Source organism: Stenotrophomonas sp. CCNWLW57 (assembly GCF_037203925.1).
In the GTDB taxonomy this organism is placed as follows: domain Bacteria; phylum Pseudomonadota; class Gammaproteobacteria; order Xanthomonadales; family Xanthomonadaceae; genus Stenotrophomonas; species Stenotrophomonas rhizophila_A.
The window spans coordinates 125,680-143,020 of record NZ_JBBCBJ010000003.1; the positions used below are offsets into that span (position 1 = coordinate 125,680).

Consider the following 17,341-nt stretch of genomic DNA (forward strand, 5'->3'; position numbering starts at 1 on the left):
CCAGTGGGCTCAACGCAGGAGGTACTGGTTGATCAGGTTTTCGTAACGTTCCTGCTTGCCGCTGATCTGCTTCGGCTCGCCCCCCTTCGCGCCCAGTGCCGCCAGCTCGGTGAGGCTGAGCGCGCCGCGCTCGAAGTCCTTGCCGGCGCCGCTGTCGAAGCTGGCGTAACGCTCCTTGCGCCACTGTTCCCACGGCGAGTCGTTCAACAGCCCATGGGCCACTTCCAGCCCGCGCGCGAACGCGTCCATGCCACCGATATGGGCAATGAACAGATCGTCCAGATCGGTGGATTCACGCCGCACCTTGGCGTCGAAGTTGAGGCCGCCTTCCAGGCCGCCCTGGCGCAGCACCACCAGCATCGCGCCCACGGTGTCGTACAGGTCGCTCGGGAACTGGTCGGTATCCCAGCCGTTCTGGGCATTGCCGCGGTTGGCGTCGATGCTGCCCAGCAGGCCGTGGTCGGAGGCGACCTGCAGGTCGTGTTCGAAGGTGTGGCCGGACAGCGTGGCGTGGTTGGCTTCGATGTTGAGCTTGAAGTCCTTCTCCAGGCCGTGTTCCTTGAGGAAGCCGGCGACGGTGGCGCTGTCGAAGTCGTACTGGTGCTTCATCGGCTCCATCGGCTTGGGCTCGATCAGGAAGTTGCCCTTCAGGCCGATGCTGCGGCCGTAGTCGCGCGCCATGGTGAGGAAGCGCGCGAAGTGGTCCACCTCGCGCTTCATCTGGGTGTTCACCAGCGAGGCGTAGCCTTCGCGGCCGCCCCAGAACACGTAATGTTCGCCGCCCAGTTCAACGGTGGCTTCCAGCGCGGCCTTCACCTGCACGGCGGCGCGCGCCACCACGGCGAAATCCGGATTGGTCGATGCACCATTCATGTAACGCGGGTGCGAGAACAGGTTGGCGGTGCCCCACAGCAGCTTGATCCCGGTGGCGTCCTGGCGCGCCTTGGCCAGGCCGACCATGTGCTTGAGGTTCTTTTCGTACTCGCCCACATCGTCGGCATCCGGCGACAGGTCGATATCGTGGAAGCACCAGTACGGCACGCCCAGCTTGGTGAAGAATTCGAACGCGGCGTCCACCTTCGCTTCGGCGCTGGCCAGCGGCGAGCCGGCGTCCCACGGGAAATGGCGGGTGCCCGGGCCGAACGGGTCGTGCCCGGCGTTGCAGAAGGTGTGCCAGTAACAGACCGCGAAGCGCAGGTGCTCCTGCATGGTCTTGCCGCCGATCACCTTGTTGGCGTCATAGACCTTGAACGCAAGCGGGTTGTCCGAACCGCGGCCTTCGAAGGGGATGCGGCCGATCCCGGGGAAGTATTCCTTGGCGCCAATGTAGGGTTGGGTGCTCATGGTGCAGTTCCTTTCGTTGTGCGAGGTGTCGCGTAGAGGAATCAGCCGTGCTGCAGCGGCGTGACGGCGTCGAGATAGCGCAGGAAGCGCGCATAGGCGGTGGCATAGGCAGGTACGCGCGCCGGCTCCGGGCGCGCCGACAACTGCGGGTCGAGCGCCACATGACGCTCGGCAATATCGGCAATGCTGGCCTCATCGCCGCGTGCATGGCCCAGCGCCCACAGCGCCTGCAGGGCCGCGCCGAACGCCGCGCCTTCGGACTGGGTCGGCACGTCCACCGGCAGGCCGAACACATCGGCCACCAGCTGCCGCCAGGCGGCGCTGTTGCTGCCGCCGCCGGTGAGCACGATGCGGTCGAACTGCATGCCGGCGCGGACGAAGGCGTCGTAGCCGTATTTCAGGCTGTAGGTCGCCCCTTCCATGGCCGCGCGATACAGGTGGGCCGGGGTCATGTTGGTGGTGTCCAGGCCCGCCAGCACGCCTTTGCCGTGTGGAAGGTCGGGCGTGCGCTCGCCATTGAGGAACGGCAGCATCACCAGGCCATCGGCACCGGGTGGCGTGGTCCGCAGGTGGCCATCGCCGAAGCGGGTGCTGAAATCGAACGCATCTGCGACCTGCTCGGTTACCACGGTGCAGTTCATGGTGCAGATCAATGGCAGCCAGCCGCCGGTGGATGAGCAGAACGCGGCCCAGGCCCCGTCGGGGTCGACCACGGGGCTGTCGGAGTAGGCAAACAGCGTGCCCGAGGTGCCCAGGCTCATCGCCAGGCGACCCGGCACTACGCAGCCAGTACCGATGGCCGCCATCATGTTGTCGCCACCGCCGACGGCCACCTTCACGGTGGCAGGCAGGCCGAACGATTTCGCGGCTGCCGGTGCGATATCGAACAACGCTTCCGGTGGCGCGATGGGCGGCAGGCAATCGGCCAGATCACGTTCCGGATCGGTCGCGCGCAGCAGCTCGGGCGACCAGGTGCGGGTGCGCACGTCCAGCCAGCCGGTGCCCGAGGCATCGCCGTATTCGCAGAAACGCTCGCCGGTCAGCACGAAGTTGAGGTAGTCGTGCGGCAGCAGGATGGTGGCCAGGCGCGCGTACGCGTCGGGACGGTGCGTTCTGGTCCAAGGCAGCTTCGAGGCGGTGTAGCCGGTCAGGATCGGGTTGCCGGCCAGCGCAATTGTCTGCGCTGTTCCACCGGCCGCGTCCATGATCTGCGTGCACTCGGCGGCGGTGCTGGTATCGCACCACAATTTGGCCGGTGCCAGCACTTCCCCTGCGGCGTCGAGCGGCACGAAGCCGTGCTGCTGGCCGGACACCGCCAGCGCAGCAATGCGCGAGCGCACCGAAGGCGTGATCGCAGCGAAACAGCTGTGCAACGCGGCCACCCAATCGGCCGGGCGCTGTTCGCGGCTGCCATCGGCGGCGCTGTCCAGTTCAAGCGCCGCGCTGGCGCTGGCCACCACGCTGCGCTTGGCGGGGTCGTAGACCAGCACCTTCAGGCTCTGCGTACCTGCATCGATTCCCGCAACCAGATCCATCCCATGTACCCCGTGTGTTCTTGAAAGGTAGCGCTACCAATTTTGTGCGGCAAAGCGTGGCCCCGCTAGGCGGTGGCCAGGCTCCGCGGCCAGACTTCTGCCGGCGCCTTGCAGTAGCGTTCAATGAACTCTGCCTGCGAAGGCATGCTTGCCGCGGCCTGCTGTATCGGCTGCTGGATCCGCGCCAGCAGCGTGCGCAGGTCGGCATCGCCGAGCGCGCGCGCCAGCGGGTGCGGCGGCCCGGGCAGGATGCCCTGCCCCATCAACACGCTGGTCCAGGAGTCCACGCGGAACAGTTCGCCGGGGTCCTGCCAGGCGTGTGCGCGTTCGCGCCAGGCGCGCAGCCGCACCGCCAACGATTCGGGGAGCTCCATCTCGCGGCAGGCCTTCCACATCGGCTCGTCGCGCTGGGTGGCGTGGTAATGCAGGATGATGAAGTCACGCACGTGCTCCATTTCCTGGCGGCTGACATCGTTGTACAGCGCGGTCAGCGTCGGGGTGATGCCATCGAACGGGAACAGGTGGATCAGCCGCACCACGGCGCTGATGGTGAGGTGGATGCTGGTCGATTCCAGCGGCTCGATGAAGCCGCTGGCCAGGCCCAGCGCCACCACGTTCTTGTTCCAGGCCTTCAAGCGGCGCCCACTGCGGAACGGCACCAGCCACGGATCACGCAGCGGCTGGCCTTCGACGTCACGCAGCAGCTTGGCCTGCGCCTCGTCATCGGACATATGGCGGCTGGAGAACACCAGCCCACACCCTACCCGGTGCTGCAGCGCGATGTGCCAGCGCCAGCCGGCCTCGTGCGCGATGGCGCGGGTGTACGGCACCGGCGGCTTGACCGACTCGGTCTGCACGGCCACGGCGCGGTCACTGGGCAACCACTGGTTCCAGTCCTCGTAGCCGCTGTGCAGGGTCTGCTCGGTCAGCAGGCCGCGGAAGCCGGTGCAATCGATGAACAGGTCACCTTCGATCACCTGCCCGTCTTCCAGTACCAGCGCCGCCACGGAGCCGTCGTGGGGGTGCTGCCGCACTTCGCGGATCTTGCCTTCCACCCGGCGCAGGCCCTGCGCTTCGGCCCGGCGGCGCAGGAATTTCGCGTACAGCCCGGCGTCGAAATGATAGGCGTAGTTGACCTGGGGCTGGGTCTGCAGCGAGAACCGGTCACCGCGCGAAGCCACGCTTTCCAGGCAGAAGTCGCCCAGGTCCGAAGGCATGCCGCGGCGCAGGCTGTCCAGCCAGAAATGATGGAACGGGGTGGCCCAGGTGCTTTGCCCGATGGTGCCGAACGGGTGGATGAAGCGCTCAGCCGGGCGGCGCCAGTTCTCGAACGAGATCGAGAGCTTGAAGGTACCGGCCACCGCCTTCAGGAACTCCTGCTCATCGATCTGCAGGTAGCGGTGGAAGGTGCGGATCGGCGGCACGGTGGATTCGCCCACGCCCACGGTGCCGATCTGCTCGGATTCCACCAGGGTGATGTCCAGCTGCTCGCGGAACTGGTGCGACAGTGCGCAGCCGGCCAGCCAGCCTGCGGTACCGCCGCCAGCGATGACCACCTTGCGGATGCGCCCTTCTGTTGTGTTCGCAGCGTTCAAAGCGATGCTCCCATCAGCGGTTCAGTCGACCGAGCAGCTGCGCGCGGGTGCGGCGCGCCTGCATCTCGTCGAACGGTGCAAGCTCTCCCCGGGCGGCGTCGGGCAGGTGCTGCCCTGCGCGCTCGCCGGGACCGAACACGTAGTACTCGAAGATCTTTGCCCAGGCCTTCTTTTCGCGCTCCGGCAGGTCGCGCAGCGCCCACATCGCATGCTGCAGTGCCGGCAGCGGCGAGGACAGGAAGCTGGGCACGCTGCGCCACCAGTAGTTCACCAGCACGTTGAACGGTTCCAGGCTGCGCACGTGGTGCCACCACATGCTGGGAATGAAGATGGCATCGCCCGGCTCCAGCTCCGCGGTCTGCGCGCTGGCCAGCGCGTCACGGAACCGGGGATGGCGCTCGAAATCCGGGCGCTCGAAATCGACCACGCTGACCACCTGCCCACCCGGGGTGGGTTCCAGCGGGCCCGGATAAAGGTTGTCGATCTGCTCCGGCGGGAACAGGGTGAACCGGCGCCGGCCCACGGCGCAGCAGGCCAGGTTGTCCGGCGTGTCGTAATGGCACGAGGCGGTAACGCGGTTGCCGATCCAGATGCTGGCCGAGGCATCGATGCCCTGCCCGGCCAGGCCGGCATCATTGGCCTGCGCGAACCCGGGCAGCGCACGCTCGATCAGCAGCGAGGCCACGTAATAGGTGGGCGGCTTCGGGGCATCGAAGCTGTCGGCGATCTCGTCCAGCACCTGCGTCAGCAGCCCACGCCGGACCTCGAAATTCAACTGGGTGAAATCGTCGTTGTAGAACGGGCGCCCTTCGATCTCGGGGCCGCCAAAGGAGTACTGCACCGGCAGCCCGGCATCGAAACCACGCAGGTAGGCCAACGCCTCCTGGGGGGAACGCAACCCGGCCTGCACCAGTGCCCAGTCGCGCGCGATGCCCCGCAGCACCACCGGCTCGCCGGCGGCCACCAGCGCCTCCAGCGGCAGCGCGTCGGGCTGCAGGCCTTCCAGGGTGCGCATGGCAACGCAATCCTGCATCGGTCAGTTCCTGCCCGTCGCGGCGGCGGCATCCTGCGCGCGCAGGCGACGCTGCTTTTCAGCGATCAGCCGCCGCATGTTGTGCAGTGAAGCCAGCATCAGGTACGCGCCTTCCAGGTAACCGGCGCGGTTGAGTTCGGCCAGCGCGGCGCCGTCCAGCTGGGCCAGGCGGTCGCGGTCGATCGCGTGCAGGCCGTTTACGCCCACCCGGTTCTGCGGGTCAATCTGCACGTCGAGCGTGATCGGTTGAATCAGGCCTTTCGTATCGAGCATCGCAAACATCTCGGCGCCAAAGGCATGGCCGTCGTGGATGCCGCGCAGCACGTTGGCAATGTGGTCCAGATAGGGGCTGTTGCCACCCTGTGGCAGGAACACCGGCTCGCCGGCGCTGCTGCTCACGCGCGGGTGGTCCAGGTCCACGTGCAGCACCGGCTCCTGGGTGAGTTCTCCGTCGACGCGGTTTTCCTGGAACCCGATCAGGAACGGCCCCTTGGCCGCAGCCCCCGGAAGGTAGGACGCATTCCAACGGCCGTCGTCCAGGTACAGATTCTCGTGCTGTTCAAAGCCCAGCAGAACCACCGACTGCCACTCCCCGGTGGCGGCGTCTTTGCGCAGGAAAATCGGGTATTCCCGCTGCAGTTCGGCGTACTCGCTCGGGTAGGCCGGCACCATGCCTACCGCGTCGCCAAATTCGGGCCCGAAACCGGTCGCGACACGCAGCTCCCGGTGGGCGATGTTGTTGAGCATTTCGTAACGCGGCATGTGTAGTCCAATCCCTGCAGGAGCCTGCACGGGTGCCGCTGCCGGAACAGCGGCACCCGTGGCCTGTTCAGAACCTGTAACGAACGCCAAGCATGTAACGCGGATCCTGGTCAGCCAGTTTCACCATCATCTGCGAGGTGCGCGAACGCCAACGCACGTCCTCACCGGTCAGGTTGATGGCTTCAAGGCTGAACGACCAGTTGTCATTGAGCGTGTAGCCCACGCTGAGATCCCACTGATCGTACTCTTCCACATAGTACGGGTTTCGGCTGGAACCCTGGTTGGCCAGGATCAGGTACTGGTCGCGCCAGTTCCAGGCCAGGCGCACCGACCAGCCGTACTTTTCGTACATCAGCATGGCATTGGCGGTATCGCTGAGGCCAGTGAGCGAGAACTGGTCGACGTTCGGGTCGCCCGCGTCGTTGTAGCCCACGTCGCCGTTGACGATGGTGTAGTTGGCCAGCACGCCGAAGCCGGTGTCGCCGAAGAAGTATTGCCCGCCCAGCTCCCAGCCATGCAGCTTGGACTCGTTCTGGTTGATGGGGCGGTTGACGTTGAACTGGTACAGCGGGTCGGCCGCGGTGCCATACAGGTCATACGCCGCCTCGGTGGCCAGTACCTGTGCGCCGGTGCCGTCGTAGGCACCCAGCCCGGCCGGATTGTTGCGCAGCAGCGCCAAGGCGGTGAACAGCGAGGTGTCATTGGCCGAGCAGGCCGCCGCGTTGGCCGGTCCCACCTGGGCAAGGCAGGCGCCACTGGTCAGGAAGCCCAGCGCCGTCTGTGCGTCCGGCCCGGAGGTCGGGTCACGCAGGCCGTACAGGTTTTCCTGCACGATGGTGTTGCCGATGAAGTTGGCGACCTGCTTGTTCCAGTACGTCACCGACACATAGCTGGCATCGGCGAAGTACCACTCCAGCGCCAGGTCCAGGTTGTCCGATTCCAGGGGCTTCAGGGCCGGGTTCTGGGCGGTGCCGCTGGCCCGCGAGGACGGGTCGATCAGCACCGAGCCGAACGGCTGCTGCGCGGTCGGGCCGGCGTAGAGATTGCCGATCGGCGCACGGGCGATGCTCTTGCCGAACGAGATGCGGCCCTTCAGGTCATCCAGCAGGTCGATGCTGAAGTCCAGGTTCGGCAGGATGTAGCTGTAGCTGGTCTTCTCGGTGAAGGGCTGCTGCTCGTCGGACAACAGCACGCGGAAGTCATTGTTCGCCTGCCACTGGATCCCTTCGGGAATGGCGATGATCGAGGTGGACACCACGTCGGTGGTTTCGTAGCGGACGCCCAGGCGGGTATTGGTACGGTGGCCGCCAAGGTCACCGTCCAGCTCGATCTGCATGTACGCCGAGTTCGTCTTCTCTTCCACCCGGTTGTCGGCAGCATTCTGTGGGCTCACGCCCAGGTTGGCGCCGTAGTACTGCCCCGCCCACTGCGCCAGCCGGCCGGCGTCGCCGCGCCAGGCGCTGAAGCTGTTGATGTTGAAATCGTCGAACATGCCGACGATGTTCACCGGCTGCAGCAGGTCCATCAGGCCGTTGGCCACATCGCCGTTGACGTTGGCCACGCCCCAGTCGCCCAGGGTGTTGTAGTTTTCCGCGGCCTGGATGCGGTGGGTGGTCTGCTTGCTGGTGTCCACGCCGAACTGGAAGCGGCCTGCGTCAAAGGCCCACTCACCGTCCACGCGGCCCTGCTTGATCTCGCTGATCTGGGTCTGCGAATTGATGCGCAGCACCTGCGAGCCGATCTCGCCCGGCACGAACCCGCCGTTGACCACGCCATTGGTCTTGGCGATGGCATCGGCGGCGGTCGGGTACCAGACCTGGGTGCCCACCGGCAGGCCGTTGTTCCAGACCATTTCCTGCACGTAGGTTCCACCGCACTGCGGCCCGGTGGTGCAGTTGTTGGTGCCGGCGATACTGGAGAAGATGGAGCCGCCGCCGGTGAGCGGATCGTTCGGCCGGCTTTCGTTCTTCGAATCGTGGCCGTCGAAGCTCAGCTTGAAGCGGTCGGTGATGTTCCAGGTGGCATTGAAGCCCAGCGAACCCAGCTTGTACTTCTGCATGCTGCGCTGCTGTTCAAGCCCGAAGTCCTTGGTGCCGGCGATTTCGCGGATGTAGATCGGCGTGGCCACCGCACCGCTGGTGTCGAAGACCACATCGGTGTAGTTGCTGTTCTGCAGCCACATGCCCTGCTCGCCACGATTCTCTTCGATCTCGTTGGTCGAATAGGTGTAGTCCAGGGTCAGGGTCACCGCATCGGTCGGGGCGAACTGCAGCACCGCCTGGCCATTGATGCGCTCGCGCTCGAAATCGGCGAAGGCATAGCGCAGGTCGTTCGGGCGCCCGTACAGCGCGCCGATTGCCGGTGCGTTGGTCACGGTCGGGTTGCCGGGCATGGTCCCGGTCCACGGCTGGATGTTCCAGTAGTTGTTGGTGGCCTGCACCGAGCCACCCTTGCGCTTCTGGTAGCTCGCGCTGACACCCACGCCCCAGGTCTTGTCCGGGTTGGTGTAGCTGAAGATGCCGGAAAGCTCAGGGGTGATGTCGTTGTCGAACGGCTGGCTCTGGTCGGAGACGATCTTCGCCCCGGCACTGGCCACCGTGCCCTCATGGTCGAACGGACGTCCGGTGAGGATGTTGATGGTGGCGCCGATACCGCCGCTGGGTACGTTGGCCTGGCTGGTCTTGAAGACCTCGATGCCGTTGACCGCTTCAGCCGCCAGCTGCGCGAAGTTGAACGCGCGGGTACCGCCGTCCACGCCGCCGATGGCGACCTGCCCCGCCGCGCCGAACGCGTCGGCACCGGGCATCTGGCGGCCGTTGAGGGTCACCATGTTGAACTGCGGGCCAAAGCCACGCGCGGTGACCTGTGCGCCTTCACCATCACGGCGCTCGATCGAGATGCCGGTGATGCGCTGCAGGGATTCGGCGAGGTTGGTATCGGGGAACTTGCCGATGTCCTCGGCACTGATCGCGTCCACTACGCCGGCCGAGTCGCGCTTGATGTCCATTGCCTGGCTGAGGCTGTTGCGGATACCCGTTACCTGCACGGTGTCGAGCTGGGTCGGGGTGGACTGGGACTGCGACTGCTGCTGCGCGGCAGGCGCCGGCGACGCGGCGTCCTGTGCGAATGCGGGATTGATGACCAGGACGCCGCCCACGAAGGTGAACATGGCCCGGGATGTAAGTTTCGCCAGCTTCCGGCTCATGCGTGAGCCCTCAGGTCTGGGGTACGACGGAAAGCACAAGCGCTCATGACTCTCCCCTCTGACATACGATCGAATGGATGTACCGCCCCTCCAAGGGGCACGCACGGGCGATGCCCGTCTTCCACACCGAACATCGCAGTGCGTTTTCGCTGCACTGCGACTCAAACTCGCTTTCAGGCTTGCCAGAACACGCGTTTGGTATATGGGGGGTCCCCGCTGAGCCTTACCTTGGCTTAGTGGTAGCGCTACCATCGCGTCATGGCGCAGACTAATCACCCGGTCACACGGTTGTCATCATGCAGCGCAGCAAAGGAAACGCTTCCTTGAAAAACAGCCAGAAAGTGGTGCGTCGCAAAGGCAGTGCAATCACCATTGACGAAGTCGCCGCGCACGCGGGCGTGTCGGCCATGACGGTTTCGCGCGTAATCAATGGCCATTCCAGCGTGCGCGAGGAAAACCGCGAACGGGTCATGCGCAGCGTGCTTGCATTGGACTACCGGCCCAACCTGGCGGCAAGCGCCCTGGCGGCGGCGCAGCACACCTGCATCGCGCTGATCTACACCAACCCCAGCTCCAGCTACCTGCGTGAGCTGCTGGTCGGCGCGCTGCGCGGGTCTACCCGGTCTGCGGCGCAGTTGGCGATCTCCACCTGGGATGGGTTGAGCGCCACCGCACGGCGGGAGGCGGCTCGGCAGCTGTGCGACAGCGTGGCCGGGGTGATTCTTCCGCCGCCCCTGTGCGAATCCAAGCCAATCGTCGACATTTTCGTCAATGCGGGGGTCCCGGTCGTCTCCATCGCATCCAGCCAGTTCAGCGACCGGGTTTCCTGCGTGCGCATTGATGACCGCCATGCAAGCCAGCAGATGGTCGCGCATCTGATCGGCCACGGGCACACACGCATCGGCTACATCACCGGTGATCCGAACCAGACCGCCAGCGCGCAACGCTGGCAGGGATATCGGGATGCATTGGCAGAGGCTGGTATCGGGTACGACGAGGCGCTGGTGCACCCCGGGCTCTTTACGTATCGATCCGGACTGGAGGCGGCCGAGCATCTTCTGGCCCTGCCCCGCCCGCCGAGTGCGATCTTCGCCAGCAACGATGACATGGCGTCTGCGGTGGTTTCAGTGGCACATCGGCGCGGGCTGGACGTGCCGCGTGATCTTTCGGTGGTGGGCTTCGACGATACGTCAGCGTCGACGATGGTGTGGCCGGAACTGACCACCATCCATCAGCCGGTGGCGGACATGGCCGACACCGCCATCGACATCCTGCTGCGTGAGATCCGGCGCGCGCCTGCTTCGGCGCGCGCCACCGTCAATCAGGTGCTTGCGCATCAGCTGATCACGCGCGATTCCGTATCAGGGCCGGTGCAGCGCCCCTAGCCTTACGCACTACGGCGCGGCGGTGGCCTGGCGGATACGCTGGCCTTTCACTGGCTCACCCAGCGCGACCGGCTTGTCATCGGCCAGGTAGTTGGAGAACTGCGCGGGCAATGCGGTGGCCTTGCCGAACTCGGGTCCGGCCTGCAACTGGTAATGCAGGTGGGCTTCGGAAGAATTTCCACTGTTGCCGCAGTCTGCCAGCTGCGTGCCGGTACGCACGACCTGCCCTTTGGTTGCCCGCACACTGCCCTGGCGCAGGTGGGCCAGGACCGAATATTCGTCGTTGCCATGATCAATGACGACGCGGTTGCCGGTGGGCTGGCTGGGATTCATCTCACCCGGCACGTTGTCGGCCACGCCGTCGATCACCTCCACCACTCTGCCGTCTGCGGGGGCCAGGATGGGCTTGCCGAAGCAGAAGTAATCCTCGTTGCGGCTGCCTTCCCCGCGATGCGAACTGCCATCCTGCAGGACCAGCAGGTCCATGGCGAAACGCTGGCCTGCATGCGCGGCATGGTAGTTCTGTTCGACGCTGCGCCCGCCCCAGAACACGTAGAACTCGTCGGAGAATGGCAGTTGCAGCGGCGTGCGGTTCTTGTAGCCAAGGCGCTCGCTTGCCGCGGGCGGCGATGGACTGGCCTGGTGTGGGCGGATGTTGAAGCCTGCTATCTTGCGCTGGGCGTCGAATGCCCAGGTGATCTGGATGATGGCCGGACTCTTAGCGAATCGAGCTTGGCGCACGTAGATGTCATACCCGCCATCGGTGCTGACCGTTTCGCTGACAACGTCGGTTTCCTCTCCACCCGCAGCGAGCACTTGTCCCCTGAGCGCCGTCAGGCTCTGTTTCGATTGCAATGCGGCTTGCATCTGCGGCGTCATCCGCTCCCACAGTGCATCGACATTCCCCTGGTAGAACTGCGAGGTCATGCTGGCGCCTTCCTCGCGCGTGTCCTGGCTGGCGGCAAGGCCGCTGGATGCCACCAGCGATAGAACCAGCGTCGCCGTCAATTTCGCGAACAGTGTCATATCAGGAATCCGTGCTGTGGGAATCGGGAATGCCTGCGACGACTGCCGCAAGCTGCTTGCGGTACTGGGCCAGCCCTTGGCGTCCTGCAGGCGTCATCTGCAGGGTGGTCAACGGGCGCTTGCCCCGGAACGATTTATCGATGGCGACCAACCCTGCGGCTTCGAGCTTGCTCAGATGGCTGGACAGGTTGCCCTTGCTCAGGCCGCTGAGATGTTCGACGAACGCAAATTCAGCTGATTCGGCGCCGGCCAGGATCGACAGGATCAACAGGCGCGCTGGCTCGTGGATCAGCCGATCCAGCTGCAACAGGCTGCGGGGGTCGGGAAGCTGGGTCATGGCATCGGCTTCCGCGCAGCCACGAACGCGCGCATTTCCGTCTGCAAGCGCAGGAACCGCTGGTGATCGCGCCACCCGACCACCACCAAGGCAATGGCGGCCAGCGGAAACACCACGGTAGTAGGGCCGAACGCATAGGTCTGGCCGGTGAATGCCACCGCGGCCTGGCACAGCAGGAACACGCCCACGATGAATTCCAGCGGCGTGCGCAACCACCGCCAGACAATCAGCGGCAGAAGCGCTACCACCATCAGGTACCCGATCGCGCGCAGGTCCCACGGCAATCTGCCCATCGGTGCCATGCGGGTCAGCACGAACCCTACTATCAGCGCGCTGATCAGGGCGGTGAATGCAATGAAGATGCGTTGGAAGTTGCGCTCGGTCGCGGTGATCTGTTCCTCGACCTGGCCGAAGCGCTGGTAGTAGCGGTGCGCGAGCCATTGCTTGGCTAGGAGCCACAGCACCGGTACGGCGATGAGTGTCGCACGCAGTTCGATCGTGGCCGGCAACAGGGCGCCGGCGAGGAAGGACGCCAGGCATGCAATGCCGCCGGCGATGGCCGACAGGCCGCCCGCACTTCGTGAGTACCTCGAGTACTCGCGGGTTACGGCCTGGATACGGCTGTAGGGATCACTGACGGACGGCTGCGGCATCACGTGCTCCAAGGGGTCGTCTTGGAGAAGTTTGTAGTGCAAACCGGTTTGCGTCAAGCGAATTTAGTGAGGTCCATCATCCGATGGCGGACCTGGCCGACACCACCATCGACATCCTGCTGCGGGAGATCCGTCGGCGCGTCTACGGCTTCGCCATCGGATACGAGCCCGCACAGACGTCGCCCTCCTCCGTGCCGACGATCCAGGCGTTGAGCTGTTTGATGCGGTCGCGTGTCAGTTGCTCGTACTCCCCGCTCTGGCACATCGGCAGGACACTCCCGTAGTCCGCCGGGTTCGGGTAGCGCGCCGCGATCTGTGCATCACGGAACACGATCCAGGCGCGCTGCGCCGCCTTGAACTTCTCGATGAATGCCTTGTCCTGGGCGTTGGCGGCCAACACCTTCGCATAGACGCGGTTGAGCTCGGCGTCGGCGGTTTGTGCGCTGTTGCTTGCACATTGATTCAGGCCCGCCTGGGACTGGTTCGGGCTGTCGCACGCCATACCGTCGGAGGTGTGCGGCGACGCCGCCCGTTGGGCGGAACTCCTTTCAGGTACCTGCGCATGGGCCGTGGTGGCTACGCAAGCAACAACGAGAATGGCCAGCAAGCTTCTCATCGGACCCGCTCCACAGGGGTTACACGGCGCCGGTTACTCGGGTGCGGTGCGCTGCTCGTTTCCGCGGCTCTGCACGAAATCCGGGAAGGTTTCCGCAAGCGACTGCTTGTCTGGCAGGATGTAGAACACGCCGCCCTTCTCGAACGTGGGCTGGATCACCCGCGCGTAAAAATCGGGATTGACGTTGATGCAGCCGTGGGTGACACGGTTGTCGTCCGGCGTCGGCGTAGCGAGGCGCTCGGCGCGCTTTTCGGCGGGAACGCCAGTTGCGGTTGGATGGATCGACACCGCCGTATCGTAGTCCACCCACAGCACGCGCCCGGCATCGAGCGATGGACCGTAGCCACCAATGAAGCGGCCTGCTGGCGTGGTACGGTCACGGCCCGGAATTTCCTTCAGCGCCAGACCGGCCACGCCCGGGGCCGAATGGTCGCCGACCGCTGAGCCGAACAGGCCCGGCGCGGCACCAAGAAGTTTGCCCTTGCCATCGAATACCAGGATCTGGGCTGCGGCCTTGTCCATCACCGCGAACGGATAGCCTTCCGTGTCCCGGCTCGCCTTGATCCAGCCGGCGAGTTGAATGACGGTGTCGGAGACGGGCTGGTCCGGCGGCAGCTGATCGTTCGACACGACCGGTTGCTCGGCGGATTCCTGGGTGGGTTCCTGCGCGGCTTGCTGGGTGCGGGCGACGGCGGACCCGGCGAACGCCAGGGACAATGCCAGTACACTGCACGTGGCGCGGATAGCGGGAGGGATGTGCATGAACGTGGGGATTCCTTGAAGCAACTACGGGTCAAGCAAGGAAACCGGCGGCCCGCAAAGGCCACCGGTCTCCATGTTCCAGTCGTTCGTTACAGCGTGTGCAACAAACGATCAGCCGCGCGGCTGACGCTTGGCCGGGACCGACTCGAGGCGCTGGACGCGGCTTTCGATCTGATCCAGGCGCTGGTTGGCCTGCTGGGCCGACTGGTTGGCCGATTCGGCGCTCTGGGCTGCGCCCTGCACCTTCGTGTCCAGCGAGTCGAGGCGCGAGTTGATGGTGGCAAACTCGTCCTTATAGGTGGCGCAACCGCCAAGGCCCAAGGTGGCAACGAGCGCCACGCCCAACACCACATTCTTCTTGGTCATCATCATTTCCAGTACTCCTTCTTGGGTCTTCAGGTAAATAGAGCCCCCTCTGCCGGACCAATCATGACGCTGTGATACGTACATGGATTGTGAAGACCTGAACCGGCGTTCGGACTCTGTTCTGCCAAGCCGCTATTTGACCATCCAGCCCGGAAAGTCAACCCTTTCCAGCATTCCGCCGGCGAGGGATCCCGCACTTCCTGCAACGACATCGTGCGGGAAACCCAGCGGGAACGCGCTTGCGTCATCCAGCCCACGGACCTGCTCGGGCGTCAGCTGCACCTGTGCAGCGCCCAGGTTGTCCTCCAATTGCGCGGGCGTCCGCGGGCCGATGATGGGCAGCGTGCCCTTGGCCAGCACCCAGGCCAACGCGATCTGGCCGGGAGGCAGCCCGGTGGTTTCAGCGAGCGCAAGCACCTCGTCCACCACGCGCGTCTTACGCTCGTCGCTTTCACTGTGAATGACCGCGCCCAGCCCTTCTGCGCGACCGGTTTCGCCCTTGCGGTACTTCCCGGTCAGCAGCCCACCACCCAGCGGCGACCAGCTCACCACGCCAAGCTGGAAGGCGGCGGCCATGGGCAACAGCTCACGTTCGGCCGTGCGTTCCACCAGGCTGTATTCGAGCTGCACGGCCGACACCGGCGCCCAACCTTGCAGCTCGGCCAGGGTCGCTGCGGTGGCAATTCGCCACGCTGGAAAATCCGAAAGACCTGAATACAGGATCTTTCCCGAGCGGACGAGGTCATCCAGCCCGCGCGCAATTTCATCAATTGGCGTGACGCCATCCGGCATGTGCACCCACAGCAGGTCGATCCGATCGGTCCCCAGCCGTTTGAGGCTTGATTCCACGCTCTGGATCATCGCCTTGCGGCTGTTCCCAGTGCGCTGCAGGCCAGCAGTGGGGCTGGCGCCCAGCGAGAACTTGGTCGTCAGGATCAGATCGTCGCGGTCGCCGCCAATGAACCCGCCCAGCATTTCTTCCGATTGGCCGAACTGGTACTGGTCCGCCGTATCGATGAAGTTGCCCCCTGCCTCCCGGTACCGGGAGTAGATCTGCTGCGCTTCATCGCGATCCGAGCCATAACCCCAGCCTTTGCCGAAGTTGCCCGTGCCCAGCGCAAGCGTGGAGACGCGAAGGCCGGTCCGGCCAAATAATCTATACCGCATGGGGCACCTCATAGGGTCATTGCGAGGGGGCGACAGCGTACGCTGCCCTGCTGCCATGCCGTGATCGTCCACCGGGCCGCCCGTTGCCGCATCCAGAATCAGGGCTCGCAATGCCTCCCCCATCTGGGGGTCTCATTAAAGCGCCGGCTGCTCGGCATTCAGCACCTGCAATGCCGGCCCCGTGGTGTCGGGCAGCACATGCTGGTCGGTTACCAGCAGTACCACCCCCGGGCTCATCAGCGGCCGCAGCGCGGCACGGAACCCTTCGGGCAGCAGCACGCGCTGCTCGTCGGCCTGGCTCACCACGGTGCCACGGGCCGCTTCCTCGCCCGGGATGCCAACCTCTACCCATGAGGGTTCGGTTGCCGGCGCGTTGCTGCTGGCAACCATGTACGCGCGCGTTCCTTCAGGCGCTGCGCCATCGCGGAAATCCACGCGCGAACGGCCGATCTCCTTGCCGTCACGGTATGCGAACAGGCGGCGGTCGCTGGTGCTGAGCAGCAGCGACACAACGCCGGTGGGTGCAACGTCAGGCTGCCAACGGAACGCCTCCTGTGTGCCCAGCGGTACGGACAGCACTTCCTTGCCGGTGCCCGGGTCGATCGGGCTGGCCACGCGGGGGTGCACCAGCGTCGGATCGGATACGCCCTCCTTGGCGATCACTACCACCATGCCCATGTTGGTCGCACCGAACAGCCGCCGGGCAAACTCGGTGGGCAGGTGCACGCAGCCATGGGATTCCGGGTACCCCGGCAACCCGCCGGCATGCAGGGCAATGCCATCCCAGGTAAGACGTTCCTGGTACGGCATGGCGGCGTCGTTGTACTTGCTGGAATGGTGGTCCTTGTCCTTCTGCAGGATGGTGAACACACCCGTGGGCGTTTCGTGACCGGGCTTGCCGGTGCTCACCGTGGACACGGCTTCCAGCAGGCCGTTGCGGTACACGTAGGCGCGCTGCTCGGTGATGCTCACCACCACCGCCATCGGGCCCATCGCTTTGGAATCCCCACCCCACACCCACTCGCCCGGCTTGAGCGCGGCCGGCGAGGTGTTGGCCGGGCTGGAACTGGGCGCGCCCCATGACGGCGTGGCCAGGGCCTGCCCGGCAGACATCATCAGCACAATCAACAGCAGGCCAGATTTCATCATGAGGTGCGTCCAGCAGTGGGTTCAGGCCGATGGTAACGCGATAACCGAACCTCCCAGCACCTGCCAGCCGCTCGCCGTTTTCACCCAGAAGCGGCAGTACCTGAAGTGCCCTGCGAACGCAGCGCCGTCGAACGTGCCTGCCAGTTCGGCTGTTACCGAGGTTACAGCGGCCTGCCCTTGCGCGGAGATCTCTACAGATCGCCACTCTGCCAAGGTGAGCTTCTGGCGTCCGGAACGGTGCAGCGAAAGATCATCCTGCTTGTGAAAAACATCGCCTGACGGCCCCACAAAGATCAGGTCGTCTGCGATCAGGGATTCCAGGGCCTCCACGTCGCTGGTGAGCATCGCAACGCGCAGGGCTTCCTCGTGCTGCCGGATTTCAGTATCCATGCGGACTCCATGAAAG

At 65.1% G+C, this 17,341-nt stretch carries 16 protein-coding genes; 1 reads left to right on the forward strand and 15 read right to left on the reverse strand.

The annotated features are described in order from the left end of the window. Positions 1 to 9 precede the first annotated feature (9 nt). The 6 genes from xylA to V9K91_RS08490 form a co-directional block, all read right to left on the reverse strand. Positions 10 to 1,344 carry a xylose isomerase gene (xylA, locus tag V9K91_RS08465; RefSeq protein WP_068852108.1) on the reverse strand — a complete coding sequence of 445 codons (1,335 nt, stop codon included), beginning with the start codon at positions 1,342 to 1,344 and terminating at the stop codon, positions 10 to 12. Positions 1,345 to 1,385: 41 nt separating this feature from the next. After that, the gene (xylB, locus tag V9K91_RS08470; RefSeq protein ID WP_336443023.1) at positions 1,386 to 2,879 is read right to left on the reverse strand and encodes a xylulokinase; all 1,494 of its coding nucleotides are present in this window, start codon (positions 2,877 to 2,879) and stop codon (positions 1,386 to 1,388) included. A 65-nt stretch (positions 2,880 to 2,944) separates the two neighbouring features. Further along, positions 2,945 to 4,474, reverse strand: a complete 1,530-nt coding sequence (locus tag V9K91_RS08475; RefSeq protein ID WP_336443024.1) for a tryptophan halogenase family protein — start codon at positions 4,472 to 4,474, stop codon at positions 2,945 to 2,947. 13 nt (positions 4,475 to 4,487) lie between these two features. Further along, the gene (locus tag V9K91_RS08480; RefSeq protein WP_336443025.1) at positions 4,488 to 5,507 is read right to left on the reverse strand and encodes a cupin-like domain-containing protein; all 1,020 of its coding nucleotides are present in this window, start codon (positions 5,505 to 5,507) and stop codon (positions 4,488 to 4,490) included. A 3-nt stretch (positions 5,508 to 5,510) separates the two neighbouring features. Next, positions 5,511 to 6,269, reverse strand: a complete 759-nt coding sequence (locus V9K91_RS08485; RefSeq protein WP_336443026.1) for a SapC family protein — start codon at positions 6,267 to 6,269, stop codon at positions 5,511 to 5,513. A 67-nt stretch (positions 6,270 to 6,336) separates the two neighbouring features. Next, positions 6,337 to 9,474, reverse strand: a complete 3,138-nt coding sequence (locus V9K91_RS08490; RefSeq protein WP_336443027.1) for a TonB-dependent receptor — start codon at positions 9,472 to 9,474, stop codon at positions 6,337 to 6,339. Positions 9,475 to 9,770: 296 nt separating this feature from the next. Here V9K91_RS08490 and V9K91_RS08495 point away from each other — a divergent pair, with 296 nt between their 5' ends. Continuing rightward, entirely contained in the window at positions 9,771 to 10,859 is a 1,089-nt protein-coding gene (locus V9K91_RS08495; RefSeq protein WP_336443028.1) for a LacI family DNA-binding transcriptional regulator, read from the forward strand. A gap of 9 nt (positions 10,860 to 10,868) precedes the next feature. Here V9K91_RS08495 and V9K91_RS08500 read toward each other — a convergent pair whose 3' ends face one another. From V9K91_RS08500 to V9K91_RS08540, 9 genes are all read right to left on the reverse strand, one after another. Further along, positions 10,869 to 11,885, reverse strand: coding sequence for a peptidoglycan DD-metalloendopeptidase family protein (locus V9K91_RS08500; protein ID WP_336443029.1), 1,017 nt, complete (start codon positions 11,883 to 11,885; stop codon positions 10,869 to 10,871). 1 nt (position 11,886) lies between these two features. After that, on the reverse strand, positions 11,887 to 12,222 hold the full coding sequence (locus tag V9K91_RS08505; protein ID WP_249832514.1) for a transcriptional regulator: 336 nt from the start codon (positions 12,220 to 12,222) through the stop codon (positions 11,887 to 11,889). Further along, positions 12,219 to 12,875: a hypothetical protein gene (locus V9K91_RS08510; protein WP_336443030.1), complete on the reverse strand. Its 657-nt coding sequence runs from the start codon at positions 12,873 to 12,875 to the stop codon at positions 12,219 to 12,221. Before V9K91_RS08510 ends, V9K91_RS08505 begins: the two co-directional genes overlap by 4 nt. 142 nt (positions 12,876 to 13,017) lie before the next feature. Beyond that, positions 13,018 to 13,491: a lysozyme inhibitor LprI family protein gene (locus tag V9K91_RS08515; RefSeq protein ID WP_336443031.1), complete on the reverse strand. Its 474-nt coding sequence runs from the start codon at positions 13,489 to 13,491 to the stop codon at positions 13,018 to 13,020. A 33-nt stretch (positions 13,492 to 13,524) separates the two neighbouring features. Then, positions 13,525 to 14,214 carry a hypothetical protein gene (locus V9K91_RS08520; RefSeq protein WP_336443195.1) on the reverse strand — a complete coding sequence of 230 codons (690 nt, stop codon included), beginning with the start codon at positions 14,212 to 14,214 and terminating at the stop codon, positions 13,525 to 13,527. Between the two features lie 150 nt (positions 14,215 to 14,364). Then, positions 14,365 to 14,625 carry a hypothetical protein gene (locus tag V9K91_RS08525; protein ID WP_068852137.1) on the reverse strand — a complete coding sequence of 87 codons (261 nt, stop codon included), beginning with the start codon at positions 14,623 to 14,625 and terminating at the stop codon, positions 14,365 to 14,367. 126 nt (positions 14,626 to 14,751) lie between these two features. Further along, a complete protein-coding gene (locus V9K91_RS08530; RefSeq protein WP_336443032.1) occupies positions 14,752 to 15,786 on the reverse strand; it encodes an aldo/keto reductase in 1,035 nt (344 codons plus the stop codon). 135 nt (positions 15,787 to 15,921) lie between these two features. Then, a complete protein-coding gene (locus tag V9K91_RS08535; RefSeq protein WP_336443033.1) occupies positions 15,922 to 16,932 on the reverse strand; it encodes a L,D-transpeptidase in 1,011 nt (336 codons plus the stop codon). A 24-nt stretch (positions 16,933 to 16,956) separates the two neighbouring features. After that, positions 16,957 to 17,325, reverse strand: coding sequence for a nuclear transport factor 2 family protein (locus V9K91_RS08540; RefSeq protein ID WP_210132574.1), 369 nt, complete (start codon positions 17,323 to 17,325; stop codon positions 16,957 to 16,959). Positions 17,326 to 17,341: the final 16 nt, after the last annotated feature.